The organism is Flaviflexus sp. (assembly GCF_041440645.1).
Classification (GTDB): Bacteria; Actinomycetota; Actinomycetes; order Actinomycetales; family Actinomycetaceae; genus Flaviflexus.
This window is the reverse complement of the sequence record NZ_JASDVN010000010.1, coordinates 13,826-36,662: the sequence shown is the minus strand read 5'-3', so window position 1 is coordinate 36,662 and position 22,837 is coordinate 13,826. Positions and strand designations below refer to the sequence as shown.

Here is a 22,837-nt window from a genome sequence, read left to right as displayed (position 1 = left end):
TCTGCTCGAAGCCGGAGGATTCAAACCCCACCTACACCCTCGATCGTGAAGAGCCTGGATAGCTCCCCAGTGAACTGATCTTTCGTTCACCTCATCCGGAGCGGCCGATCGACCACCCGGCCATTTGACCTTGTGCCCAGCACGTAGCAAAGCAATCAGCCCACTGAATAGCCGGCACCGAGATTGTTAGCGGTCGACGACGACGCAGTTCTCGGGGTTGGTGAGTTCCTGGCCAGCCTGAAGCTCAGCAAGCTCACCGTCGGGGCGTAGCTCGGTGAAGTCCTCGCCGAGAACAAGGTCGAGAACCTCTGTGTCGGTGGTGCCATCAAGGAGCACGGTGGCGGTGGGGAACATTCGAGCCAGGGAGTATGCCTGGGGCAGCGCGTTGAGCGAGGAGTAGATGACGGCGGGAGCCTGGGGAGCCGATCCGCCCCAGTTCAGCTCATCCGAGATCACAACTCCGTACTCGGAGAGCTTGCCGCCGACACTACCGGCGAGGCCCGTGCGAGCACTGGCGTTGTAGACGCGAACGGTGATCGAGGCGGGGTCGACGGAGGTCGTTCCCTCAACGAGGCAGGGCACAACATTGTCCTCGGTCTCGGTCTTGGCGGAGAACTCCTTGTTTGCGGGGAACGGGAGGACATTCGTAAACCAGAACAATCCGAGCACGAGGAGCAGCGTGAGGAGAACACCGATGCTGCCGAAAATAACGGTCTGTCGCTGCTGCAGTCGCTGCTGGTAGCTGTTCCTAGGTTGAGAGTTCACCCCCTAACGTTATCTCACCCCACCCGCAGGTGGCTCCCGGACACGGTTTTCTTGGATGTGCAACACGATTCACCGCTTTGTCTAATTTCCGGATACTACTCCCCAAAGCGGATTCGGGGAGACGGTGGGAAAGTTCTTAGAATAGGTGAGGCCGAAGGAGGTGAACATGCGTTTGAGAAACGTCGCGATCGTCGCTGTGCTTGTCCTGGCCGGATGCGGATCTGTGACGGATGAAAGAGCTCCTGAGTCTGAAACGACCATGGAGCAGACAGGCGCACCCTCCGAGCAGGAAACCCAGGCCACTGCCCCTCCAGCCGCCGATGCTCCTGAAGAGTCAGAGTCACTTGGTAGCAACGGAAGCGCAGTTGATGGTGCAATCCCGGAAGCCACAGCGACTGAAGACGCTGGTGAGACCACCGAACAGGGTGATTCTTCCGAGGAGAATACTGCCGGTGAACACGGTGGCGCCGGGCTTCAGCTCGCTCCCGCCAACCCTGATTTCCTCATTGGTGATGAGTTCACCGTGGGGGACAGGACCCACAAGCGGCTGGTCATGCCGGACGACTACAACGCAGACATGTTCGCCACCCTCGTTGAGAACAGCAAACTTCAGGTCACAGATGAGGAGGCCCTCGAAGCGATTGTTCTCTCGACTCGTTTTGCTTCAGAAGAACTCGCCACCTCCGAACTTGCCTTCAACTACACGGAAGAGGGCGCCAGGCAGTGGCTGGATGAGCACTCCGACCTGTTCGTCAATCCCGACCTCGTAGCGCAGGCACTTCTCGACACCGAGAACACGAACGACTCACTTGCCCTGCTGTACACGAACAATGGCTGGGACCGTGGAATACCCGAGTCCACGACGAGGTTCATGAACCTCGAGGCCAACATCCTGTCGCTGCAGGACAACGGCGAGAACCTCATCATCACCCAAAAGGTCACGTTCGAATCGCGTGTCAGTGGCATTGAAGGTTTTGATGGAACCTTCACCGAAGAAACGGAACTCGTCACCACGTACGAGATGCAAATGGTGGATGGTGACTGGAAGATCGCCAGCTACAACACGGCCTGGCAGACCAACTACAGGTAACCAACGGGACGTGCGCAGTTCATTCGCAACGTCCTGTACTGGTTCCCGGAACACCGTCCCGGCACAATCGCAGGTTCAGAGCACTCCGCTTCGGAGTGCTCTTCTCTTTCGCTCTGTTTCTACTCCTGGATTCGCACTGGTTCTACTGTTGGACGCGATGCAGTGAGGACTGCAGGTGGTTGGTCAGGGGTTGCCCCACCGCCATCATCCCAAACTCAGTTCTGAGGGTGTCTCCATCGAGCGCGTACGAGCGGGTGGTCATGTCGACCTGCTTCGCCGTTGAGGAGTTCTGTACCCGAGATTCGAGGGAGATGGTGAATCCACTGTCGTGTGAAACGAGTGGGCCCTCGCCAAGCTCCGTCTGACCCGTGGGGAGAGCAAGTATGAACTCCACCTGCTCGGGGCTTGGGACCCTGAGGTAACCGGTCTCGGTGTGCATGGGTTTGCCGTCCTTCGACCACGTGCGTTGCTGGTAATGGAGGAATGGCTTACCGATGTTCGTGAACGTGAGTTCTTCGGTGAACTCAAAGGACGTGATGGTTGGATAGTGGCCGGTGCCTTCCCCTCGCCACACTCCGATCAGGGATCGGACGACTTCGAGGTTTGCGTGCAGTTCCATGATTCAACTGTAGAGAAGAATGTGGGCACAGAGTTCAAAACTCCGTGCCCACACCAGTCAGTATTCATTGATCCTCAAGGGCAAACCAGTGCCTTCAGGACAATTGCGACGAAACGGTACTGCTGATCTATCGCGTACCTGCGTGAGATCGCGAACGTCCCGAGCCATTCCTTGAACCTGATCTGCTCCTCGAGCCCGACCTGTTCCTCGAACCCGATCGTGACTGCTGATCGGAACGTTGGCCGGAACTACGGCTTTGACCATTGCGGCCACGGGGCGCGGAGGAGCGCTGGCTGGTGCTGGCCTTCTTGGGAGTTGCAGGAGCGGGTTGCCTGGGTGCAGCACCCGCGAGCTCCGCGGCCTCCTCGGGCTTGAGGAAGACACGTTCCCCGGGAACAAGCTCCTTGAGGATCGGGTGGTTTGGATCAGCGTTGGTCACGGCAGGCTTGATGCGTGCCTTGTTGAGGAGCGCGCGAACGTCACTCCTCTGGTCGGGAGTCTCGAGCGTGATGACGGTGCCGGCCTTACCGGCGCGGGCGGTCCTGCCGGAACGGTGCAGGTAAGCCTTGTGCTCGGCGGGCGGATCGGCGTGAACGACGAGAGACACATCATCAACGTGGATGCCGCGAGCGGCAATATCCGTTGCGACGAGGGTGCTGACCCTTCCTGAGTGGAACGCTTCCATGTTCCTGTTTCGTGCGTTCTGGGACAGGTTTCCGTGCAGGTCCACGGCGGGCACGCCAAGCTTGACGAGCTGCTTCGCCAGCTTCTTCGCGCCGTATTTTGTGCGCGTAAAGATAATGGTGCTGCCGGGGGCGGCAGCCAGGGATGCCACGACATCGATTCGTTCCTCCGGCTGTACACGAAGGACGTGGTGCTCCATGGCGGACACGGGGGAGAGTGCCGAATCGGCCTCGTGAGTGATGGGCTTGTGCAGGAACTCGTTCACGAGTGTGGCAATGCCGGAGTCGAGGGTCGCGGAGAAGAGAAGCCTCTGTCCCTTGGCGGGGGTGGCCCTCATGATCCTCCGCACGTTCGGGAGGAATCCCATGTCGGCCATGTGATCGGCCTCGTCAATGACGGTGACCTCAATGGCGGAGAGATCCACGAGCTTCTGACTCATGAGATCGAGGAGACGGCCCGGGCAGGCGATGAGAACGTCCACACCAGCCTGCAACGCGCGTGCCTGCGGATTCTGGTTCACACCCCCAAACACGACCGTGGACTTCAGGGAGGTGACCTTCTCGAGGACCACGAGGGCTTCGTGGAGTTGGAGGGCAAGCTCGCGCGTCGGAGCTAGAAGGAGAGCGCGAGGCTTCTTCGGCTGACGGCGGCGGTTCGACTCGAGCAGGCGAGCCACAACCGGAATGAGGAACGCGAAGGACTTGCCGGAGCCGGTGCGACCACGACCAAGCACGTCACGGCCGGTCAGCGAATCGGGAAGGGTTGCTTCCTGAATGGGAGTGGGGGTTGTGATGCCGTGGTTCTTGAGAGCAGAGACCAGGGAACCAGGCACGCCAAGGCGTGAGAAATCAGAAGACATAAATGTGTCGATAACCAATCGGGAGTTGTCTCACCGGGGTTTCACTGGGTTTAAGCAAATGGGCGTCATGCAGGATTTGTACTGACCTGCGCGCCGGCGGCCCGGGGTAAGACTGAGCGGACCGATGGATCCACGTTACCAGGCCACTGCCACGCGTGCTCCTACGGTGTTGAGAGTCACCATTCCAAGGATCGCTGAATCAACCAATCTAGAGCAGACCATCTGACACTGTGATTGAGTAGCGACTATTCGCTCGGAGTTTCAGATGAACTGGAGTCGACAGAAGAACGGCTATCAAGCCAGCTTGCGTAGAAGGTGATGATGGCGGCGATGATCGTGAGGGCCGCAGCTATGACTATCATGACCGAAGGACTGTCAGTTGCCGACCACATCGTGAGAGCGGTAGCGCCGAGAACGAACCAGAAAGTGTCGATCAAGAAGTATTCCTTAAAGAAGAGCGGAACCTTGTGAGTTCCATTTGTTTTGGGGTAGTAGCGTGCTCTATCGCCCGCGTTTCCTCGCAATGATGAGATCGGCGCTAGCGCGAAGCACAGCTGCTATCCCGGCCGCCACAGCGGCAAATCCGATGAGATTCATACTTCCCTTCGTTTCCGCATGCAATGGTACGGAGCCGGTCACGAGGATTCCTGTTGAGAGAGGGGTTGGTCCTGCGTGCAACGATCGAGAAAAAGAATGAGCACTTTTCGAATCACACTCGAATGGGTTAAGCCCGATATCGGCACGACGGGCTGTCACGCACTGATTCGTAGCCGTCACCAGACCCTAGGAGCCATCGCGGCCCGAAACGTCTCCTCCGTGGCGTTTATCAAGCGCTGGATGTTGTCGTTCTCGAGCATTGGGGAGTCGGAGCGGGTGGAAGGGCGCCACATCGCGCCCTTCATCTTTGCAGGATTCCCATGGTGGAACCTTCGTAAACCGTGACGCCAATACAAGCAGAGTGCGTACGGATCTGTGTTCTAGGAAGAGACAAACGACAACCCGCCCTGGAGACGTTCACAAAGCTGCACTCAGTCCTCGGCCGTGATTTTGGTCAGGCGGACGTCGTCGAGAACGGGGAGGATCCTCCGTGTGGGGCCAACGAAAATGGGCACTCTCTGGCATAAACAAGCCCCTCTCGAGAATCTCGAGAGGGGCTATTGCGGAGGATGGGGGATTCGAACCCCCGAGGGCTTGCACCCAACCCGCTTTCCAAGCGAGCGCCATAGGCCACTAGGCGAATCCTCCTTGCGCATCGCGAAGCCGCAACATGCCCGTTCATACTATCCGACAACCTGATCTGGGGCGAAATTCTTGAATGTAGTGTTCGCCATGAAATTGGGCCACGGAGTTGGGCCTGGTGTCCTTCTGTTTTGACTTGGGGTTGCCAAGAGAACGCGTTGGCGGCAAAAATGTGAGACGTCATATTGAATTTCGAGACGTCTATACAAAGCCAGTTTGGGTTTGTGACAATGACGTAGCAGACTATTTGTTGACTGTGAAACTATCACCCGGTGATAGCTACCTCGGGAAGGAGGGGCGATGGCTGAACAGAAGACGGCAGTACCTCCGCTCCTCGACCACATTGTTATTGCGGCACCCGACGTTGATTCGGTTGTTGTCGAGTTCGAGAAGGCAACCGGTGTCCGCCCGGAAAAGGGTGGCTCTCACGAGAAGCTGGGAACCAGGAACTATATACTCACTTTTGGGGATGGGCACTACCTCGAGTTCCTCGGCATTGATGAGAACCTTCCGGCACCCGAAAAGGGACGCCCCTTTGAGCTTGATGAATTGACGGGGCCAAAGGTGTCGACCTTCGTTCTGCACCCGGAGGATGCGGATGCAACGGTCGAAGCTGGTCGCAACGCCGGCGTTGACGTGGGGGATCTTGAACCCGCCTCGCGCCGCAAGCCCGATGGTGAACTGCTGACGTGGCGTCTGACGCCCCCGCTCGGTGGCGGCATGAACGGTGCAATCCCGTTCCTCATTGACTGGCAGGACTCGGTGTCCCCAGCTTTTTCGGCGACGGCTCGCGCTGAGCTTGAGTCGTTTGTTGTTTACACGGATGATCCGGAGACTCTCGGAGGTTACCTGGCTGCCCTCGGCACCGGGGTTGAGATGCGTACCGCTGACGAGTGTTGTTCCGACTGTCAGTGTCAGGCTGACATGCCCTGTCTTGCCATTGCCGTGAGCGGCCCCGCAGGCACCTGGACCCTGTAACTTAACTCCAGTCCCATAGTTACACGGTTGCCTGTCTCACTCACGGCAACGTGCACCCGCGCGCATGCGCGTACCTTCACATATAGTCCCATCTGCATTCATCGAAATCACGACAGGAGAAAGCGTGACTGATCAGGCCACAACCGAAACCATGAGAGCCGTTGTTCTAAGGGAACACGGTGCGATCGACACCCTGCGTCTTGAAGAGGATTACCCGAAGCCGGTCATCGAGCCCGGCAAGGTCATCGTCAAGGTCAAGGCAACATCGCTCAACTACCACGACATCTTCACCGTTCGCGGCATGCCCGGAATCAAGATTCCGATGCCGGTGGCTCCCGGCCTCGACGTGGCCGGCGTGGTCGACGAGATCGGCGAAGGCGTGGAGGGCATCTCGGTTGGTGACCGGGTCCTGGTCAACCCCCTGAACTCCAACTTTGATCTCCAGGGTGAAGTCATCGACGGCGGTCTCGCAGAGTACTCCCTCGTTGAGGCCGGTCAGATCATTCCCCTGCCCGACAACGTGTCGTTCACCGAGGCGGCGGCCCTGCCCGTCGCCTACGGCACCGCGTACCGCATGATCGTCGGTAAAAACGCCGTGAAGGCTGGCGACAAGGTTCTCGTTCTCGGTGCTTCCGGTGGTGTTGGTACCGCTTCGGTTCTCATCGCCAAGCAGCTCGGCGCCTACGTTGTGGCCGCCGTTGGCTCGAAGGAGAAGGGCGAGGCCCTCCTCAAGGTCGGTGCGGATGAGTACTTCAACTACCGCGAGATCGGTATCGACAAGTGGACCCGCGAGAACGTGGGTAAGCCCTCCCGTAGTTCCTACGAGACCGGCTTCGACGTGGTCGTGAACAACACCGGTGGCGACACGTGGCACCCGACCCTGAAGTCCACGAAGCTTGGTGGCACCATCCTCGTGTGCGGTGCAACAGCCGGCTTCGATCCGAAGGAAGACCTTCGCTACATCTGGTCCTTCGAACTGAAGGTCCAGGGCTCGAACGGTTTCGGACGCGAGGACATTGAGGCTCTCGTCAACCTCGTGGCAACCGAGGACTTCCACCCGGTCATCGACTCGGTCAACACCCTCGATGAGGCAGTGGATGCTCTTGCTCGCCTCGAGGGCCGCGGAGTGACCGGCAAGGTCATTGTTGCTCCCTGGGGAGATGAAGCATGAGCCTGTTGATTGATGCAGTACAGAAGGCCCTTGAAAGCGGCCCCTACAACGAGTGGCTCGCCCCCAAGGTCACGGAACTAACGAACGATTCCGTCACCTTCGAGGTGGAGGGCAGGTCGGAGTTCACCAACTCCCAGGCCGGCGAGGTCATCCACGGTGGAGTCATCTCCTCCCTTCTCGATCTAGCTGCCTGCTTCTCGCTCGTAGGGTCTCTCGGGGGCACCGCACCCACGATTGACCTCAACGTGAGCTTCCTGCGTCCGCTCGTTCCCGGCAAGGTCATCGTGACAGGCAAGCTCATCAAGCCGGGTCGTTCGGTCGCCTTCGCTGAGGCTTCACTGTGGAACGAGGGGCAGAAGGTCGCGGCCACCGCACGCGGCACATTCGCGGCCTCCGCCACGAACAAGATTGAAGGAGTTGTCGTTGATGACGGCAGGTAATGTGCCGACCAACATTGCCAACAAGCTAGCGGCAGGCAACATCGGAGACGCGATCACAGCGCCGTCTCCTGAGACTGTCGCGCTCGTCCAGACCGGCGAGGACTCTCGCGAGATCACCTACGGGGACTTTCTTGGAAGGGTCCGCGCTGTCCAGGGCTGGCTTGACCAGTTAGGGATCAAGCAGGGAGAGCACGTCGCCATTATCGGACTCAACTCCATTGAGTGGCTGGCGGCCTTCTACGGAATCATGAGGGCCGGAGCCGTCGCTGTTCCGGTCAGCCACAAGTTCCCGGCCTCCGTTCTCGACTACGTCCTGGAGAACTCAGAATCGGAACTCGTTCTGACCGACCGTGAGGACCGGGTTCCGGGCACGGAGCTGCCGGTGCACCTGCTTTCGGAAATAAACGATCTTCCGGATGTGGATGTTGCGCCAGCCACTGTGGCGCTCGATGATCCCGCGATGGTGCTGTACACCTCCGGATCCACCGGACGCCCCAAGGGAGTTGTGCGCTCCCACGGTTCGCACGTGTGGATCATGGAGCAGGGAGAACTGGCCTCCGACGGCAAGTACCGCACGATCCTGGTGTCCGCCCCGCTGTACCACATGAACGGATTGGCAACGGTTCAGGGTGCGTTCCTTCACGGGGACCGCGTTGTCTTGCAACCCGCCTTCGACTCGAAGGGCTTCCTCCACGCGATCGCGGACCACAAGGTCACGAAGCTGACAGGTGTGCCCCCGATGATGGCACTTGCCCTTCGCGAACGGGAGCTTCTCGATACTCTCGACTTCTCGTCCGTCACGGAGCAGCTCTTTGGTTCGGCACCGCTGACCGATGAGCTGATCTCTGACATCGAGGCGGTCTTCCCGTACTCGAAGCTGACCATCTCCTACGGCACGACCGAGACTGGCCCCGTCGCCTTCTCGCCCCACCCCGATGGGATCCCATCTCCCATCAACTCCACGGGTGTGGCCCACAGGGCCGTGAAGGTTCGCCTTCTCGACGGTAATGGCAACGTCATCGTTCAGGACGGTCTGGGTGGTGACCTTAAGCCCGAGACTGAGGTCGTGGGCAACTTGGCACTCAGCGCACCGGGTGAACTCATCGACTACCTCAACCGTCCCGACCTGGTTCGCCCGATCGATGCCGAAGGCTACTACGTGACTGGCGACTTGTTCCGCAGGGACACCGGGGGCTTCTACTACTTCAACGGCAGGGTGGATGACATGTTCACTTCCGGTGGCGAGAACGTCCACCCGGTAGCCGTTGAGGCCACGCTTCTCGAGAACCCCGAGGTTAAGGAAGCTGCCGTTGTTCCGGTGGCTGACAAGCTCAAGGGTGCAAAACCCGTGGCCTTCGTTGTTCGCCAGCCCGGTTCCCAGGTTTCGGAGCAGGAGCTCAAGGACTGGGTGCTGGGACGCATGGAGCCCTACGCTCACCCGCGCAGGGTGCTCTTCATCGAGTCGCTTCCTCTTTCGGGAACGAACAAGGTCGACAAGAATGTCCTGGCAAGGGAAGCAGCCGAGTTGATCGGGGAGGCCAAGTGAAGTTGGATTATCGGCGCAGGTCGGTGCGAATAGGGTTACCTATCGTCACCGCTCTGTTCCTCATCGCCGTCTGGGAGGTGTTGGCGCAGACGGATATCCTCCCGAGGCGCTTTGCGGCATCCCCGAGCCAGATCATTGTCCAGCTCGGATCCATGATCTTTGGATCGACGCTCTGGCAGGCGATTGGGCAGACGCTCTACGCGTGGGGTCAGGCCCTCCTCATCGCCATTCTCCTTGGCACGACCGCTGGCCTCATCATTGGCTCGTCCCGGTACATTTCGGCTTTCTTCAGGCCGCTCATTGAGTTCCTCAAGCCGATCCCGTCGATCGCCATGATCCCGCTGGCCATCATGGCCATCGGTTCTGGCAAGCCAACGGAAGTGTTCCTAGCAGGATACGCGGCCGTGTTCCAGATGCTGATGGCGGCAATCTCCGCGGTCAAGACTGTCGATCCGGTGGCGCGGGATACGGCTGCCGCGTACTCGTTCGGGTTCTGGGCCAGGCTCCGCTTCCTCATCATCCCGTCGATGCTGCCCCAGCTCCTCACCGGCATCCGTATCGCCTCCAACACCGCCCTCATCTTCTGCATCACCGCGGAGTTGCTGGTCGGCATGGAGGGGCTCGGACAGTCGCTGGGTCAGACCGGTTCCGCAGGTAACCTGCCCGTCATGTATTCCTACATCGTCGTCATCGGTCTCGTGGGCTTTGGACTCAACGTGCTCCTGATTGCCCTGCAGAAGCGGCTCCTGAACTGGCACGAGTCCTACCGGGAGGTGACAGCATGAGACTGAGACTTTTTGCCCTCTCCGTCCTCGGCGCAGCTCTCGCTATCGTCCTGTGGTGGGTGACCTCCTCCAACTCTGGTGAGATCTTCTACCCGCCCGCACCGGACGTTCTTGAGTCGATCTGGTCCTACTGGATCGTGGGTGAGGGTCAGGCGAATCTCTTCTCCACGCTCTCGAACCTGGCCATCGGACTCGGTCTCGGCATTGTCGTAGGCATCGTGCTTGGCTTGGTCATTGGCCAGATCCCGTTTGTCAACTACGGCCTGACGCCGACCCTGGAGTTCGTGCGTGCGATCCCGGCTACGGCCCTCCTGCCCATGGCGATCGCGATCTTCGGCCTGGGTGACCAGATGAAGATCTTCCTCATCACGCTGGGCACGATGTTCCCGGTCCTGCTCAACGTCATTGACGGCGTGCGTGGAATCCCGAGGGAATCGCACGACACGGCACGTAGCTTTGGGATCACGGGTTGGTCCAAGCAGTGGCGAGTCATCATCCCGGCCACCATGCCCCGCGCCGTCGCCGGCATCACCATCTCCATCCCGCTCTCCTTGATCGTGGCAGTCACGAGCGAGATGAGGGGGTCGCGAGAGGGTGTCGGTGCCTACCTCATTACCGCCCAGAACTCCTTCGATCAGACGGCTGTCTGGAGCGTCATCATCATTCTCGGACTTCTCGGAGTCATCCTCACCACCATCTTCTCCACCATCGAGAACAGGTTCCTCGCCTGGGATCGTGGCCTGCACGGAAGGGACCGCATATGACGAAGAACGTGAGGCTCCACGTCGATGGAGTGCACAAGACGTACCCGCCGCGGAAGCGTACTGACACCGGCACGGAGGTGCTGAAAGACATCAACCTCGAGGTGTTCGATCGCGAGTTCCTCACGATCGTTGGGCCTTCCGGTGCCGGCAAGACCACGCTCCTGCGGATCATCTCCGGCCTACTGCCCGCCACCGAAGGACAGGTGCTACTGGACGGAAAGGCTATCGACGGCCCGCCCCGCGAGATCGCCCTCGTGTTCCAGGACTACTCCCGTTCCCTGTACCCGTGGATGAACGTGGCAAAGAACATTGGTCTCCCGCTCCGGGCACACGGGGTCGACAAGGCCGAGATCAAGGAACGCGTCGAGTCCTGTCTCGCAAGCGTCGGTCTCGCCGGAGTTGGCGACCGGTACCCGTGGCAGCTGTCGGGTGGCATGCAGCAGCGCGTCGCCATCGCGCGCGCCATCGCCTACCGTCCCCAGGTCATGATCCTGGACGAGCCCTTCGCGTCGGTCGATGCGCAAACGCGCAACGACCTCGAGGATCTCCTGCTCAAGGTGAAGGAAGACATGAACTCCACGTTCATCTTCGTCACCCACGATGTTGACGAATCCGTCTACCTCTCCGATAGGGTCGCGATACTGTCGAAGACCCCGAGCCGGATCGAGCGCATCGTCGACATCAATCTCCCCAAGGAATGTAACCAGCTCGAGACGAGGGCACTGCCCGAGTTCTCGGAACTGCGTGCCGAGATCTTTGGGACCATCCGTCATCTGGTGGTGCCCACCAAGGGGACAGCCCCCGAATACACCATCTGATTTCCGAACAGAAAGACAATCATGAAGAAAATTGGCAAATTTGCTGCCCTTGCCCTCTCGGGTTCATTGGCACTTGCTGCTTGTGGATCGGATGATGGGCTCGACGAGTCCGAAGACGGCCTGACGAAGCTCACGGTTTACCACATCACCACCCTCGACTCGACGCCCCTGTACCTGGGCGTTGAGGAAGGCTTTTTCGAGGACGAGGGCCTGGACGTTGAGGTGAAGATCGCCGAGTCCGGTTCCGCGATCATCCCCTCCGTCGTGAATGGTGAATCCCCGATCGGTTACGCGAACGTGGTCTCCGACCTCGCCGCCATCGACCAGGGTCTCGACATCCGTTTCGTTTCGAACTGCTGCGGTGTTGCTGGTGTTGACGAGGAATCCACCTCGAACGTGTTCGTGCTGCCCGATTCCGACATCCAGTCCGCCGAGGATCTTGCCGGCAAGACCATTGCCGTGAACTCCACCAAGAACCTGGGTGACGTGACGATCCCCGAGGCTCTCGAGAACAAGGGCATCGATCCCTCCGGTATCGAATACATCCCGATGAACTACTCCGACATGTCGGCCGCTCTCGAGCGTGGTGACGTGGATGCGATCTGGATGGTTGAGCCCTTCCAGACCATCGCCGAGGACAACGGCTACCGCCCCGTGCTCGCGAACTTCGCTGAAGCATTCCCGAACTCCACCCTCGGCTACTACATCACCTCCGCTGACTTCGCTGAGGAGAACCCCGAGGTTGTTGCATCGTTCCAGCGCGCCATGAGCCGCTCCAACGAATTCGCTAACGAAAACCACGACAGGCTCCGCGAGCTCGCAGTCTCCAAGATTGGTCTGACCGAGGATGTCGCTTCCCGCGTGTCCTTCGCGACCTTCGAGTCCGGTCTCGACACCGAGTCGATCGAGATCTACGGTGCTGCCGCCCTCAAGTACGGCGTCATCACCGAGGAACCCGACTACGCCTCGCTTGTCATCGAGCCCACCGAGTGAGCTTGAGTCAGACAGAGCAAGACCAAGCAAGGATTTGCGGTCGTGAGCTTGCCAGCTAGCTAGGTTCAGCCGGTACTCAGCCAAGGAAGGGACCTGCAGGAGAACTCAATTTCTCTTGCAGGTCCCTTTTTGTACCTTCGTGACTTCTTTGCTGCGAGCTTCGTGACGTTGCGGTTGTGAGCGAGGCTCTCGCAACCACAGTGCTTGAGCGAGTGAGCGAGAGGCTTGCTTGCCCGGGGAAAGGCTTGCTTGCCCGGCGAGTGGGTTACTTGAACGGCGTGATGGTCAGTTCGTCGATCACGACATCGGCGGGCGCCTCAAGTACCTGCGCAATCGACCAGGCAACCGACTGAGGTGACATCGCCGTAGAGGGATCGAACTCGCGGTCCTGCTTTGTGGCCATGTCCCTCTGCATGTCGGTATCGATTCGGCCAGGGTTCACAACGCTGACACGGATACCGCGTTCCTCCGCTCGCAGGACTGAGGCGGCCTTGACGAGTGCGGCCTTGCTGCTGGAGTAGGGGAGCCAACCCGGGAAGGTCAGATCCGCGGCAGTTGATCCCACGAGAACCGAGGTTCCTCGGGACTGCCGGAGGGCGGGGAGGAGGGTTCGGGTGAGGAGGATGGGGGAGAGGACATTGACCGAGTAGACATCTCTCAAGAACGAATCGGTCACGTCTCCCAGCGGCATGGCTCCCTCGATACCCGCGCAGGAAACAAAACCATCGAGACCATCCCCAAACAGATCCGCATCATCGACGGCCCATGCTACCTCCTCCGGGTTCGCCAGGTCACCCACGATGATCTGCGCGTTCGGGTAGCGGGACTGCAGGTTGGCACCTCGTCCCTCGCTGCGGGCCAGCAGGATGAGGTTCCAGGTGGGGGAGAGCAGGTCGGCAAGAGCTGCGCCAACACCGCGCCCCGCCCCGGTCAAAAACAAAGTCTTCATGCTTCCCAGTATCTCGCCCGCAACCGATCCGCCCAACCTGAAAGACGACAAGGATCACCCGACAAAGTGCGTTCCTCGTTTTACGGGACGGGAGACTTTTGGGCTAGACTAGTCGTGGCTCCCCACGTGACGTTATCTCGTATACCGCCCCAGGGTCGGAAGGCAGCAAGGCAATATGGGCTCTAGCGGGTGCGTGGGGAGTCTTTTCTATGCTCGGATGTCTGATGCGCTGAGGGCGTCGATACTGACCCACGTAGGCACGATGGTGGTAGGCGCGGTGTTTATTCTCGAAGATAACAGTGCCCGGGCCTGCCTTGCGCTCCTGATGTGAAGGCAATGTCCAGTCGCCAATGGAGATGTGCTGGTAGGTGAGCAAAGGTTCGCCGTGGGCGTTCGATTAAGGCACACGGGGCAACTAGACTAGGCCCGTGAGCACTGCACTGTATCGACGTTACCGGCCCGAAACCTTCCAAGAAGTTGTCGGGCAGGAACACGTGACGGTTCCGCTCATGGCTGCCCTTGAGGGCGATCGTACCAACCACGCCTACCTGTTCTCCGGCCCTCGCGGCTGTGGCAAGACCACCTCCGCACGCATCCTCGCCCGTTGCCTCAACTGCGCCAATGGACCGACAGCAACTCCCTGCGGCACCTGCGATTCGTGCGTTGAACTGTCACGCGACGGATCGGGTTCCCTCGATGTGGTGGAGATGGACGCGGCGTCGCACGGTGGTGTCGAGGATGCTCGCGACCTCCGGGAACGAGCGGGCTTCGCTCCCGTCCGTGACCGCTACAAGGTCTTCATCATTGACGAGGCCCACATGGTCTCACCACAGGGCTTCAATGCCCTGCTCAAGCTCGTAGAAGAGCCCCCGCCGCACGTGAAGTTCATCTTCGCGACAACTGAGCCCGAGAAGGTCATTGGAACCATTAGGTCCCGTACCCACCACTACCCGTTCCGTCTCGTACCTCCCGGGGTCCTCGAGGAGTACATGGCGGGCCTGTGCCGCCAAGAGAACGTCACCGTTGAAGACGGTGTCCTTCCCCTTGTCGTGCGCGCAGGCACCGGCTCCGTCCGTGACAGTCTCTCCGTCCTCGATCAGCTCATCGGCGGCGCCGGGAACGACACCGTGTCCTACCAGACCGCCATCTCCCTCCTTGGCTATACCGATGGCGCACTGCTCGACGCCACAGTCGATGCGATCGCGGACAGCGATGGTGGAGCACTCTTCGAGGCCGTCGGCAACGTTGTCGAATCCGGTCTCGACCCCCGCCGTTTCGTTGAGGACCTTCTCGAGCGCCTGCGTGATCTTGTGGTGCTCGCGCTCGCGGGTGACGAAGCACGGTCAGTTCTCGGCACGGTTCCCGAGGACCAGTTGGGTCGCATGAAGGACCAGGCCGCACGACTGGGAGCTAGCCGCGCCTCCAAGAGCGCCGACCTCACGAACACCGCACTGTCGGACATGGTGGGGGCAACCTCGCCCAGACTCCAACTTGAGCTTCTGTGCGCCCGCCTCCTCCTCGCATCCGCCACCGTCCAACAAACGGTTTCCGGTGGTGGCACCGCGGGCGCGGCCGACGCCAGGGCCGCTGCCCGTAACTTCAAGAAGGGCACCCAGAAGGAAACTCCGAAGGACTCCTCGGCAGCTCCTGCTGCTCAGACACAGGCAACCCCATCCGCCGCTCAGGCACCTTCAACTCCCGTTGTTCCGCCCGCAAGCATTGCACCCGCGACACCTCCGAACAAGCCAGGCAGACTCGTTCCGGAGCCGACAGCAACCACCTCGGAGCCGGCACAGTCGGCGGATGCTGCACCTGCTTCCTCGGCTCCTGCTTCTTCGTCCCCGTCGGTATCTGCTCCCGAGGCTTCGGCTCCTCAGGCTCCCGCTCAAACTGCACCAGCAGCCCCAGTTGCCACCCAGCCCGCTCCGGAGGAACTCACTCCCAGCCCCGCGGACGAGGCGAAGCTCAACACGATCCGTGGCCTGTGGAAGGGTGCCATGGCGGACAGGAGAGTGCCGGCCGGTACCTCCCCGTTTATCCGCGACAACAAGGGTGCGACCAAGGTTCTGGCCGGTGACCTTCACTTCGATTTCCCCACGGAAGACATCGCGAACCAGTTCGTGGATGAGGGGCGATCTGGTGGACTTCAAACAGTCTTCAGTGAGCTCCTCGGTGAACACCTCGAGGTCATCGTTGGTGTTCTCGGTGCTCGGAAGGCATCGGTTCGGGAATCCGCTGACGATGCGGAGGGTGACCGGCAAGTAGCATCAGCTTCTCCCGCCTCGATACGTTCCAGGGACAACTATGGTCTTGATGGTGGGAATGCTGATGCAGAAGAAACGAGCGGAGACTCGGCCAGGAGCGACAGCTCACCTGCTGAGCAGTCTGCTCCTTCTCCGTCGCCAGATCAGTCGGTACCGTCGAACCAATCGGCACCATCAGGTCCAACTGCGCAGATAGCCCAGGCTCAGCAGTCCGACCGTGCCGTGAGGCCCGATGCTCCGCATGGATCATCGGCTGCGGGTAGTGCAGTGTCGGTACCGGGTACCAACCGATCCCATGGTGGTGGTTCCTACCAGTCAGCCATTGAGCGCGCGAGCGCACGATCAGCCGCGGGCAGGGCGAGTGCACCAAGCCCGGTGGATGCTGGGGGCTCGAGCTACGTGGGAGCACCCGCACGTGGATCCTCTGCTGGGTCATCCTCTGTCGGTGGAGCAATGTCGAGCGGATCGAATCGTGTTCCCTCGAGCAACTTCCCCTATGGTGAACCCACGCCTCCGGCTGATGACGAGTACGGGGACATGCACGAGGATGCGTATGGGGGGTTGCCTGCGGATCTTCCGGACATTGTTCGTGAGGACTTTCCTGCGCCCCCGCCCGCCGCAATGCCGAAGTTCCCGGCGCCGCCGCCACGTCAGGCTCCCACGACGGGTGGTCCTGTGCACTCTCGCGGTGCGGTAGAGTCCTTGGATCGACTCACCGCCAATCGGAGGCTTGCTCCCGTTGAGGAGGAAGTCGAAGAAGAGAACGTCGACGAACTCATTTCCGATGATGATCCATTGGCGATCGACACTCAGGGCGTTGGTTTGCAGGTCGTGCTTGATACCTTTGGCGGGCAAGTAATTGAAGAAATTGAGGAGGAAGCCTAGTGGCTGGCGTTTACGACGGTGCTGTTCAGGACCTCATTGATGAACTTGGCCGGCTCCCCGGCATCGGTCCCAAGGGAGCGCAGCGCATCGCCTTCCACATCCTCTCAGCGGACGAGACCGACGTTCAGGCACTCATCGACGCCATGAGCGCCGTGAAGTCGAAGGTGAAGTTCTGCGACATCTGCGGCAACGTCACGGAGCAGGACATCTGCAAGATCTGTTCCGACACGAGGCGAGTCGACTCTGTCATCTGCGTAGTTGAAGAACCCAAGGACATTGTTGCGATCGAACGCACTCGCGAGTTCCGCGGCAAGTACCACGTGCTGGGCGGCACCATTAACCCAATCGAGGGAGTGGGTCCAGAGGACCTCCGCATTAGGCAGCTGTTCACGAGACTGGCGGATGGTGCCGTGCAGGAAGTCATCATCGCAACCGACCCGAACATCGAGGGAGAGGCCACGGCCTCCTTCCTCATCCGGTCGCTTGCTCCCCTGGGAGTGAACGTGTCGAGGCTGGCATCGGGCCTACCGGTGGGCGGTGACCTCGAGTACGCTGACGAGATCACGCTCTCCCGAGCGTTCGAAGGTCGCACCATGGTGCATAGGACCTCCGCGAACGAAACTACCGGGAATTAGCCGTAATATTGCGCTTATCACCATCCACAACGTGAGAATTGTTGGATGGCTCATATGGGGGAATCCCAAAGTAATCAAGAATGGAATGCACCCAACCTACGGAGTTGACACAGTGAGCCTAGTAGTCCAAAAGTACGGCGGATCGTCCGTTTCCGATGCTGACGCGCTCAAGCGCGTCGCGCAGCGCATTGTTGACACCAAGAAGGCGGGCAACGACGTGGTCGTTGTCGTCTCCGCCATGGGTGACACGACGGACGAACTTCTCGATCTTGCTGCGAGCATCAGCAACAAACCTCCCGCTCGCGAAATGGATATTCTCCTCACAGCCGGTGAGCGCATTTCGATGTCGCTCCTCGCCATTGCTGTCACGGAACTTGGGGTCACGGCACACGCCTACACGGGACAGCAGGCGGGCCTGCGTACCGACAACCAGTACGGCAAGGCCTCCATCGTCGGCATCGTCCCCGAACGCATCGCACGCGACGTCAAGGACGGATCCGTTGCGATCATCGCCGGCTTCCAGGGCGTCAACGAACTGAACGACGTCACCACCCTGGGACGCGGCGGCTCCGACACGACCGCTGTTGCGCTCGCGGCAGCCATGAACGCCGACGTGTGCGAGATCTACACGGATGTGGATGGCCTGTTCTCGGCCGACCCCCGCATCGTGCCCTCCGCGCACCGCATTCAGTCACTCGACTATGAAGAAACGCTTGAACTCGCTGGGCAGGGAGCAAAAATCCTGCACCTGAGGGCAGTGGAGTTTGCTCGTAAGTACAACGTGCCTCTCCACGTGCGCTCCTCTTTCTCCGAATTGGAAGGAACCTGGATCATGAACAAGGACGAGCGGGATCTCGAATCCCCCATCATCACCGGAATCGCCCACGACCGTTCCCAGTCGAAGCTTTCCGTTCTTGGAGTACCCGATGTGCCCGGTAAGGCCGCCACGGTCTTCGGTAAGGTCGCTGAGGTCGGTGCGAACATCGACATGATCGTGCAGAACGTGGCCGCTTCCGAGCCCGACAAGACCGACATCTCCTTCACCCTTCCCGGCGACAGTGCCGAGGTTGCCCTCGCAGCGCTCGAGGCCATGAAGGACGACCTGCAGTACCGCGAGATCACTTACAAGGAGAAGGTTGGCAAGCTTTCCCTCATCGGTGCGGGCATGCGTTCCCACCCGGGTGTTTCCGCCCGACTTTTCGGCGCTCTCGCCCAGGCCGGAATCAACATTGAAATGATTTCAACGTCCGAGATTCGTATCTCCGTCGTTGTACAGATTGACCAGCTAGATGAAGCGGTCCGCGCAGTGCACACGGCCTTCGGCCTTGATGCTGAGGATACGCAGGCCGTTGTGTACGGAGGTACCGGACGATGAGCATCACACTCGCAGTTGTTGGAGCAACGGGCCAGGTCGGCCGCGTCATGCGCGACCTGCTGGAGCAGCGCGGCACGAAGTTCGACAAGGTTCGCTTCTTCGCTTCTGCTCGTTCCGCAGGCACCGAGCTCCCCTTCAAGGGCGAAAATATTGTCGTTGAGGATGTTGCGACCGCGGATCTTTCCGGCATCGACATCGCCATCTTCTCCGCCGGTGGTTCTACCTCGAAGGAGTTCGCACCCAAGTTCGCTGAGGCGGGTGCGGTTGTTGTCGACAACAGCTCCGCATGGCGTAAGGACCCCGAGGTTCCCCTCGTTGTGTCCGAGGTCAATCCCCAGGCCATCGCGAACCGTCCCAAGGGCATCATCGCGAACCCGAACTGCACCACCATGGCTGCCATGCCGGTGCTGAAGCCCCTGCACGAGCAGGCTGGCCTGTCCCGCCTCATCGTGTCCTCCTACCAGGCAGTCTCCGGATCCGGCCTCGCCGGCGTCCGCGAGCTCACCGGCCAGGTCGAGGCTGGTGTCAAGCAGGACCTCACCCAGCTCGTCACCGATGGCTCCGCCGTTGAGCTCCCAGAGCCCAACACCTACGTCGCTCCCATCGCGTTCAACGTTGTCGCCTTCGCCGGCAACCTCGTTGACGACGGTAGTTTCGAGACCGATGAGGAGCAGAAGCTCCGCAACGAGTCCCGCAAGATTCTCGACATTCCCGAGCTCGCAGTGTCCGGCACCTGCGTCCGCGTCCCGGTCTACTCCGGCCACGGCCTCGCCATCAACGCCGAGTTCGACTCTGCCATCGACGTGCAGAAGGCAAAGGAACTTCTCGAGGGCGCTCCCGGCGTCGAGGTCGTTGATGTTCCGAACCCGCTCGAAGCAGCAGGCAAGGATCCCTCCTACGTGGGTCGCATCCGCCAGGACCAGTCCGTCCCCGGCGGCAAGGGTCTCGCCATGTTCGTCGTGGCTGACAACCTCCGCAAGGGAGCTGCGCTCAACGCTGTGCAGATCGCAGAACTCCTCATCGAGGAACTGAGCTAGTTCAAGCCGAAAAGCACGAGGAATTAATCAAAGGTGGGCGTGACGGTGTCACGCCCACTTAGCTTTTCCCCACATTCGACGCCCTTGTGATGGCGCCACTGGCCGCGCAGAATGAAGGAGTGGCCAGTGACGGGCGCATTCGCCGTAGTCCCTTCTTGGGCGATTGCCGCGCTTTTCCTGGCATGTGTGGTCTTGCCGGAGCGTCCCGCACGGTCGCTAAGCGGGTCTAGATGAAGCTAGGTGCTGCTTCGGCAACAAGCCTCATGGAAATGGTGCGGCTGCTGGGTTGGTTGCGAATCGTGGGATTCCCGGCAAAGCTAGCCCGTCAGGGGGTAGCTTGGTTTGAGAGTGCATCATCGATGACAATATCCATTGGGTCTATTTAGGCTCTGAGATTGATACTTGCTTCAGGTTTCTTCGCCTCAACCGTCGCGCGTACGTCCGAGGAGGACGCGACAGAGGTTGCTGGTGGGTGTTAACTGTGGCTTCTTGACGTGCGTTGGAATCAAATAAGAGGGGCGAAGGATGAAGGTTCTTGTCACCGGCGGAGCCGGTTACATTGGTTCGCACACCGTTGTGCAACTTGTGGAGGCGGGGCACGAGCCCGTCATTGTCGACAACTTCGTCAATTCATCACCGGGTGTCCTGGACCGGATCAATGAAATCACCGGGCGGGAGATCGAGTTCCACGAGGCCGACCTGACGGATGTGAAGAAGACTCTGCAGCTGTTTGACGAGGTGCGCCCCGAGGCGGTCATTCACTTCGCCAGCCTCAAGGCCGTGGGGGAGTCCGTTGAGAAGCCACTCATGTACTTCCGCAACAACCTGGATTCAGCCCTCTCGGTGGCTGAGGCCATGGGGTCGGTTGGGTGTCAGAACATCATCTTCTCCTCATCGGCCACCGTCTACGGTGACGGTGATGTTCCCATGAACGAGAACCAGGAGTACCTGCGTTCCGACAGTCCTTACGGACGCACGAAGATCATGATCGAACAGATCCTGACTGACGTGGCGGCGGCTCATTCGATCCATGTTGCGCTCCTGCGCTACTTCAATCCTGTGGGTGCGCACGAGTCCGGCCTCATTGGTGAGGACCCCCTCGGCATCCCGAACAACCTCATGCCCTACGTTGCGCAGGTCGCTGCCGGCCGCAGGGAGAGGCTGACCGTGCACGGAGGTGACTACGACACCCCCGACGGCACGTGCCTGCGCGACTACCTCCACGTTGTTGACCTTGCTGAGGGGCACGTTAAGGCCCTTGAGTGCATCGCGGAGGGGAACGTTTCTGTTCGCGCGTGGAACCTCGGTCGCGGGCGTGCAGTCTCGGTTCTCGAAATTGTTCACGCCTTCAAAGAGGCGTCCGGTGTCGATGTTCCCTACGTCATTGGCCCCCGCAGGGCAGGCGACCTGCCCTCGGTGTGGGCGGATCCGAGCAGGGCACGTGACGAACTGGGATGGACCGCGGAGCGGACCGTGGCGGACATGTGCGCCGATACGTGGCGCTGGCAGTCCAGCAATCCCGACGGCTATCGGGCCAGCTAGAAAACCGTATCGAGCGCTCTTGCTGCGGCGGTACTTTCGGTACCTTGGGCCCCTCAAGCAGGCGAGGACTCAGGATACGGTGCTATGGACGGTCGTTCCTGAGAGCTGAGGGCGCTCTTTCCCTCAGCGTGTGGTTGCGGCCCTGAGTGTTCCTCTAGTCCGATTCGATTGGTTGGCCGAGTAGCGCTCTCTCGTCGGGCCGGTGCACGAGGATGGACTCGATGTAGGAGCGGGTCGAGTACGTCATGGACACGTCGTGTCCTGCGGCCTCAGACATGTACCACCGGTGTTCCAGGAGCTCGTGGTAGAGTTCGGCGGGCTGGAGTCTGCCTCGGAGGGAGACGGGGACGGCGTTGACGGATGGTTGGAACACGTTGAGCATCCAGTCGTGTGCCACCTGTGCCAGGTCCTGATCTCCACGCCCCGCAAGGGCGCGGTAGGACTCCATGTCGTTGAGCAGACGGCGGGCCTGATTCTCTTCCACATCCATGCCCGTCAAGCGCATCATCTGGCGATGGTAGTGCCCAGCGTCCACCACCTTCGGCTGGATGGAAACGGAGGTGCCGGAGGCATTGGAGATCATGGCGAGCTCGCCAACATCGAAGCCCAGGGAGTTGAGGCGATAGATGCGATCATCCACCCGCCACCGCTCATTGCTTGCGAACGAGTCCACTCGCGTGAGTTCGCCCCAGAGGGTTGTGTAGCGCTCGTAGAGGCGATCGCCGTGGGCCACGACGTCCGCGTTCTCGTCCAGCATCTCGCCGGACTGAAGATCCATGAGCTCGCCAATGATGTTCGTGCGTGCCACATCAATGTCGTACTCGCGTTTGCCGTTTGAGAGGTTCTCGTGAAGCTCACCCGTTTCGGCATCCACCAGGTAGGCGGCGAACTCGCCAGCATCCCGCCTAAACAGAGTGTTCGATAGGGACACGTCGCCCCAGTAGAAGCCAAGCAGGTGAAGCTTCACCATGAGGATGGAGAGCGCATCGATCAGGCGGTTCGCTGTCTCGGGCTTCAGCCACTGACCGAACAGTGCACGGTAGGGGAGGGAGTAGGACAGGTGCTCGGTGATGAGGGCGGCCTCGAGGTGCCTACCTTCCTCATCCACCCTGCCCGTCACAACGGCAAGGGGCGTGACAGCTGGGGCGCCGAGCCGCCCCAGGTCACGCAACATGTTGTATTCCCTATGCGCGACTGCCTCGCCGATCTCCTTGATGGCAATGACGCGCCCTTCGAGGTGAACGAAGCGCACGATGTGCCGGGAGATACCGCGAGGCAGTGCTGCAAGGGTTTCTTCGGGCCACGATTCGAGAGAAAGGTGCCAGGGTAGGTCAAAGAGCGCGGGCTCAACCGACGCGGCAGTAATCCTCAGGGACGTGGACAACAATTTCCTTTCCGG

The 22,837-nt window shown here is 60.3% G+C and carries 20 protein-coding genes, 1 tRNA gene and 1 other RNA gene; 16 read left to right on the top strand and 6 right to left on the bottom strand.

Annotated elements, in window-relative coordinates; all coding sequences use genetic code 11:
* Positions 1-186 precede the first annotated feature (186 nt).
* Positions 187-765, bottom strand: a complete 579-nt coding sequence (locus QMB98_RS01405; protein ID WP_371683844.1) for a LytR C-terminal domain-containing protein — start codon at positions 763-765, stop codon at positions 187-189.
* 166 nt (positions 766-931) lie between these two features.
* On the opposite strand from QMB98_RS01405, the gene QMB98_RS01400 reads away from it, so the two are divergent.
* Positions 932-1,855, top strand: coding sequence for a hypothetical protein (locus QMB98_RS01400; RefSeq protein WP_371683843.1), 924 nt, complete (start codon positions 932-934; stop codon positions 1,853-1,855).
* 142 nt (positions 1,856-1,997) lie between these two features.
* Here QMB98_RS01400 and QMB98_RS01395 read toward each other — a convergent pair whose 3' ends face one another.
* Together QMB98_RS01395 and QMB98_RS01390 are read right to left on the bottom strand one after the other, a co-directional pair.
* A complete protein-coding gene (locus QMB98_RS01395) occupies positions 1,998-2,474 on the bottom strand; it encodes an FABP family protein (RefSeq protein ID WP_371683842.1) in 477 nt (158 codons plus the stop codon).
* A 127-nt stretch (positions 2,475-2,601) separates the two neighbouring features.
* Positions 2,602-4,017 (bottom strand): DEAD/DEAH box helicase, encoded by a 1,416-nt coding sequence (locus tag QMB98_RS01390; protein ID WP_371683841.1) that lies wholly within the window; start codon positions 4,015-4,017, stop codon positions 2,602-2,604.
* 693 nt (positions 4,018-4,710) lie between these two features.
* On the opposite strand from QMB98_RS01390, the gene QMB98_RS01385 reads away from it, so the two are divergent.
* The gene (locus QMB98_RS01385; RefSeq protein ID WP_371683840.1) at positions 4,711-4,959 is read left to right on the top strand and encodes a hypothetical protein; all 249 of its coding nucleotides are present in this window, start codon (positions 4,711-4,713) and stop codon (positions 4,957-4,959) included.
* 218 nt (positions 4,960-5,177) lie between these two features.
* Here the strand turns inward: QMB98_RS01385 and QMB98_RS01380 are convergent.
* Positions 5,178-5,262, bottom strand: a tRNA-Ser gene (locus QMB98_RS01380).
* A 294-nt stretch (positions 5,263-5,556) separates the two neighbouring features.
* Between QMB98_RS01380 and QMB98_RS01375 the strand changes: the two genes are divergently transcribed.
* The 8 genes from QMB98_RS01375 to QMB98_RS01340 all read left to right on the top strand — a co-directional run bounded on the left by QMB98_RS01375 (position 5,557) and on the right by QMB98_RS01340 (position 12,751).
* A complete protein-coding gene (locus tag QMB98_RS01375; protein WP_371683839.1) occupies positions 5,557-6,234 on the top strand; it encodes a VOC family protein in 678 nt (225 codons plus the stop codon).
* A 124-nt stretch (positions 6,235-6,358) separates the two neighbouring features.
* Positions 6,359-7,405, top strand: a complete 1,047-nt coding sequence (locus QMB98_RS01370; protein WP_371683838.1) for a zinc-binding dehydrogenase — start codon at positions 6,359-6,361, stop codon at positions 7,403-7,405.
* Entirely contained in the window at positions 7,402-7,845 is a 444-nt protein-coding gene (locus tag QMB98_RS01365; protein ID WP_371683837.1) for a PaaI family thioesterase, read from the top strand. Before QMB98_RS01370 ends, QMB98_RS01365 begins: the two co-directional genes overlap by 4 nt.
* Positions 7,832-9,391 carry a class I adenylate-forming enzyme family protein gene (locus QMB98_RS01360; RefSeq protein ID WP_371683836.1) on the top strand — a complete coding sequence of 520 codons (1,560 nt, stop codon included), beginning with the start codon at positions 7,832-7,834 and terminating at the stop codon, positions 9,389-9,391. Before QMB98_RS01365 ends, QMB98_RS01360 begins: the two co-directional genes overlap by 14 nt.
* Positions 9,388-10,176: an ABC transporter permease gene (locus QMB98_RS01355; RefSeq protein ID WP_371683835.1), complete on the top strand. Its 789-nt coding sequence runs from the start codon at positions 9,388-9,390 to the stop codon at positions 10,174-10,176. The genes QMB98_RS01360 and QMB98_RS01355 overlap by 4 nt, the downstream gene beginning before the upstream one ends.
* Complete coding sequence (locus QMB98_RS01350) at positions 10,173-10,940, top strand: ABC transporter permease (RefSeq protein WP_371683834.1); 768 nt, start codon at positions 10,173-10,175, stop codon at positions 10,938-10,940. Before QMB98_RS01355 ends, QMB98_RS01350 begins: the two co-directional genes overlap by 4 nt.
* Positions 10,937-11,758 (top strand): ABC transporter ATP-binding protein, encoded by an 822-nt coding sequence (locus QMB98_RS01345; RefSeq protein ID WP_371683833.1) that lies wholly within the window; start codon positions 10,937-10,939, stop codon positions 11,756-11,758. The genes QMB98_RS01350 and QMB98_RS01345 overlap by 4 nt, the downstream gene beginning before the upstream one ends.
* A 21-nt stretch (positions 11,759-11,779) precedes the next feature.
* The gene (locus QMB98_RS01340; RefSeq protein WP_371683832.1) at positions 11,780-12,751 is read left to right on the top strand and encodes an ABC transporter substrate-binding protein; all 972 of its coding nucleotides are present in this window, start codon (positions 11,780-11,782) and stop codon (positions 12,749-12,751) included.
* A 265-nt stretch (positions 12,752-13,016) separates the two neighbouring features.
* On the opposite strand, the gene QMB98_RS01335 is transcribed toward QMB98_RS01340, so the two are convergent.
* On the bottom strand, positions 13,017-13,700 hold the full coding sequence (locus QMB98_RS01335) for an SDR family NAD(P)-dependent oxidoreductase (RefSeq protein WP_371683831.1): 684 nt from the start codon (positions 13,698-13,700) through the stop codon (positions 13,017-13,019).
* Between the two features lie 113 nt (positions 13,701-13,813).
* Here QMB98_RS01335 and ffs point away from each other — a divergent pair.
* From ffs to galE, 6 genes are all read left to right on the top strand, one after another.
* An RNA gene (gene ffs, locus QMB98_RS01330) (signal recognition particle sRNA small type) lies at positions 13,814-13,909 on the top strand.
* Positions 13,910-14,128: 219 nt separating this feature from the next.
* Complete coding sequence (locus QMB98_RS01325) at positions 14,129-16,849, top strand: DNA polymerase III subunit gamma and tau (RefSeq protein ID WP_371683830.1); 2,721 nt, start codon at positions 14,129-14,131, stop codon at positions 16,847-16,849.
* A complete protein-coding gene (recR, locus tag QMB98_RS01320; protein WP_371683829.1) occupies positions 16,849-17,484 on the top strand; it encodes a recombination mediator RecR in 636 nt (211 codons plus the stop codon). Before QMB98_RS01325 ends, recR begins: the two co-directional genes overlap by 1 nt.
* A 112-nt stretch (positions 17,485-17,596) precedes the next feature.
* On the top strand, positions 17,597-18,859 hold the full coding sequence (locus tag QMB98_RS01315) for an aspartate kinase (RefSeq protein WP_371683828.1): 1,263 nt from the start codon (positions 17,597-17,599) through the stop codon (positions 18,857-18,859).
* Positions 18,856-19,896, top strand: a complete 1,041-nt coding sequence (locus QMB98_RS01310) for an aspartate-semialdehyde dehydrogenase (RefSeq protein ID WP_371683827.1) — start codon at positions 18,856-18,858, stop codon at positions 19,894-19,896. Before QMB98_RS01315 ends, QMB98_RS01310 begins: the two co-directional genes overlap by 4 nt.
* A 525-nt stretch (positions 19,897-20,421) precedes the next feature.
* A complete protein-coding gene (gene galE / locus QMB98_RS01305) occupies positions 20,422-21,438 on the top strand; it encodes a UDP-glucose 4-epimerase GalE (RefSeq protein ID WP_371683826.1) in 1,017 nt (338 codons plus the stop codon).
* Positions 21,439-21,592: 154 nt separating this feature from the next.
* Here galE and QMB98_RS01300 read toward each other — a convergent pair whose 3' ends face one another.
* On the bottom strand, positions 21,593-22,822 hold the full coding sequence (locus tag QMB98_RS01300) for a DUF4032 domain-containing protein (protein ID WP_371683825.1): 1,230 nt from the start codon (positions 22,820-22,822) through the stop codon (positions 21,593-21,595).
* Between the last annotated feature and the right edge of the window lie 15 nt (positions 22,823-22,837).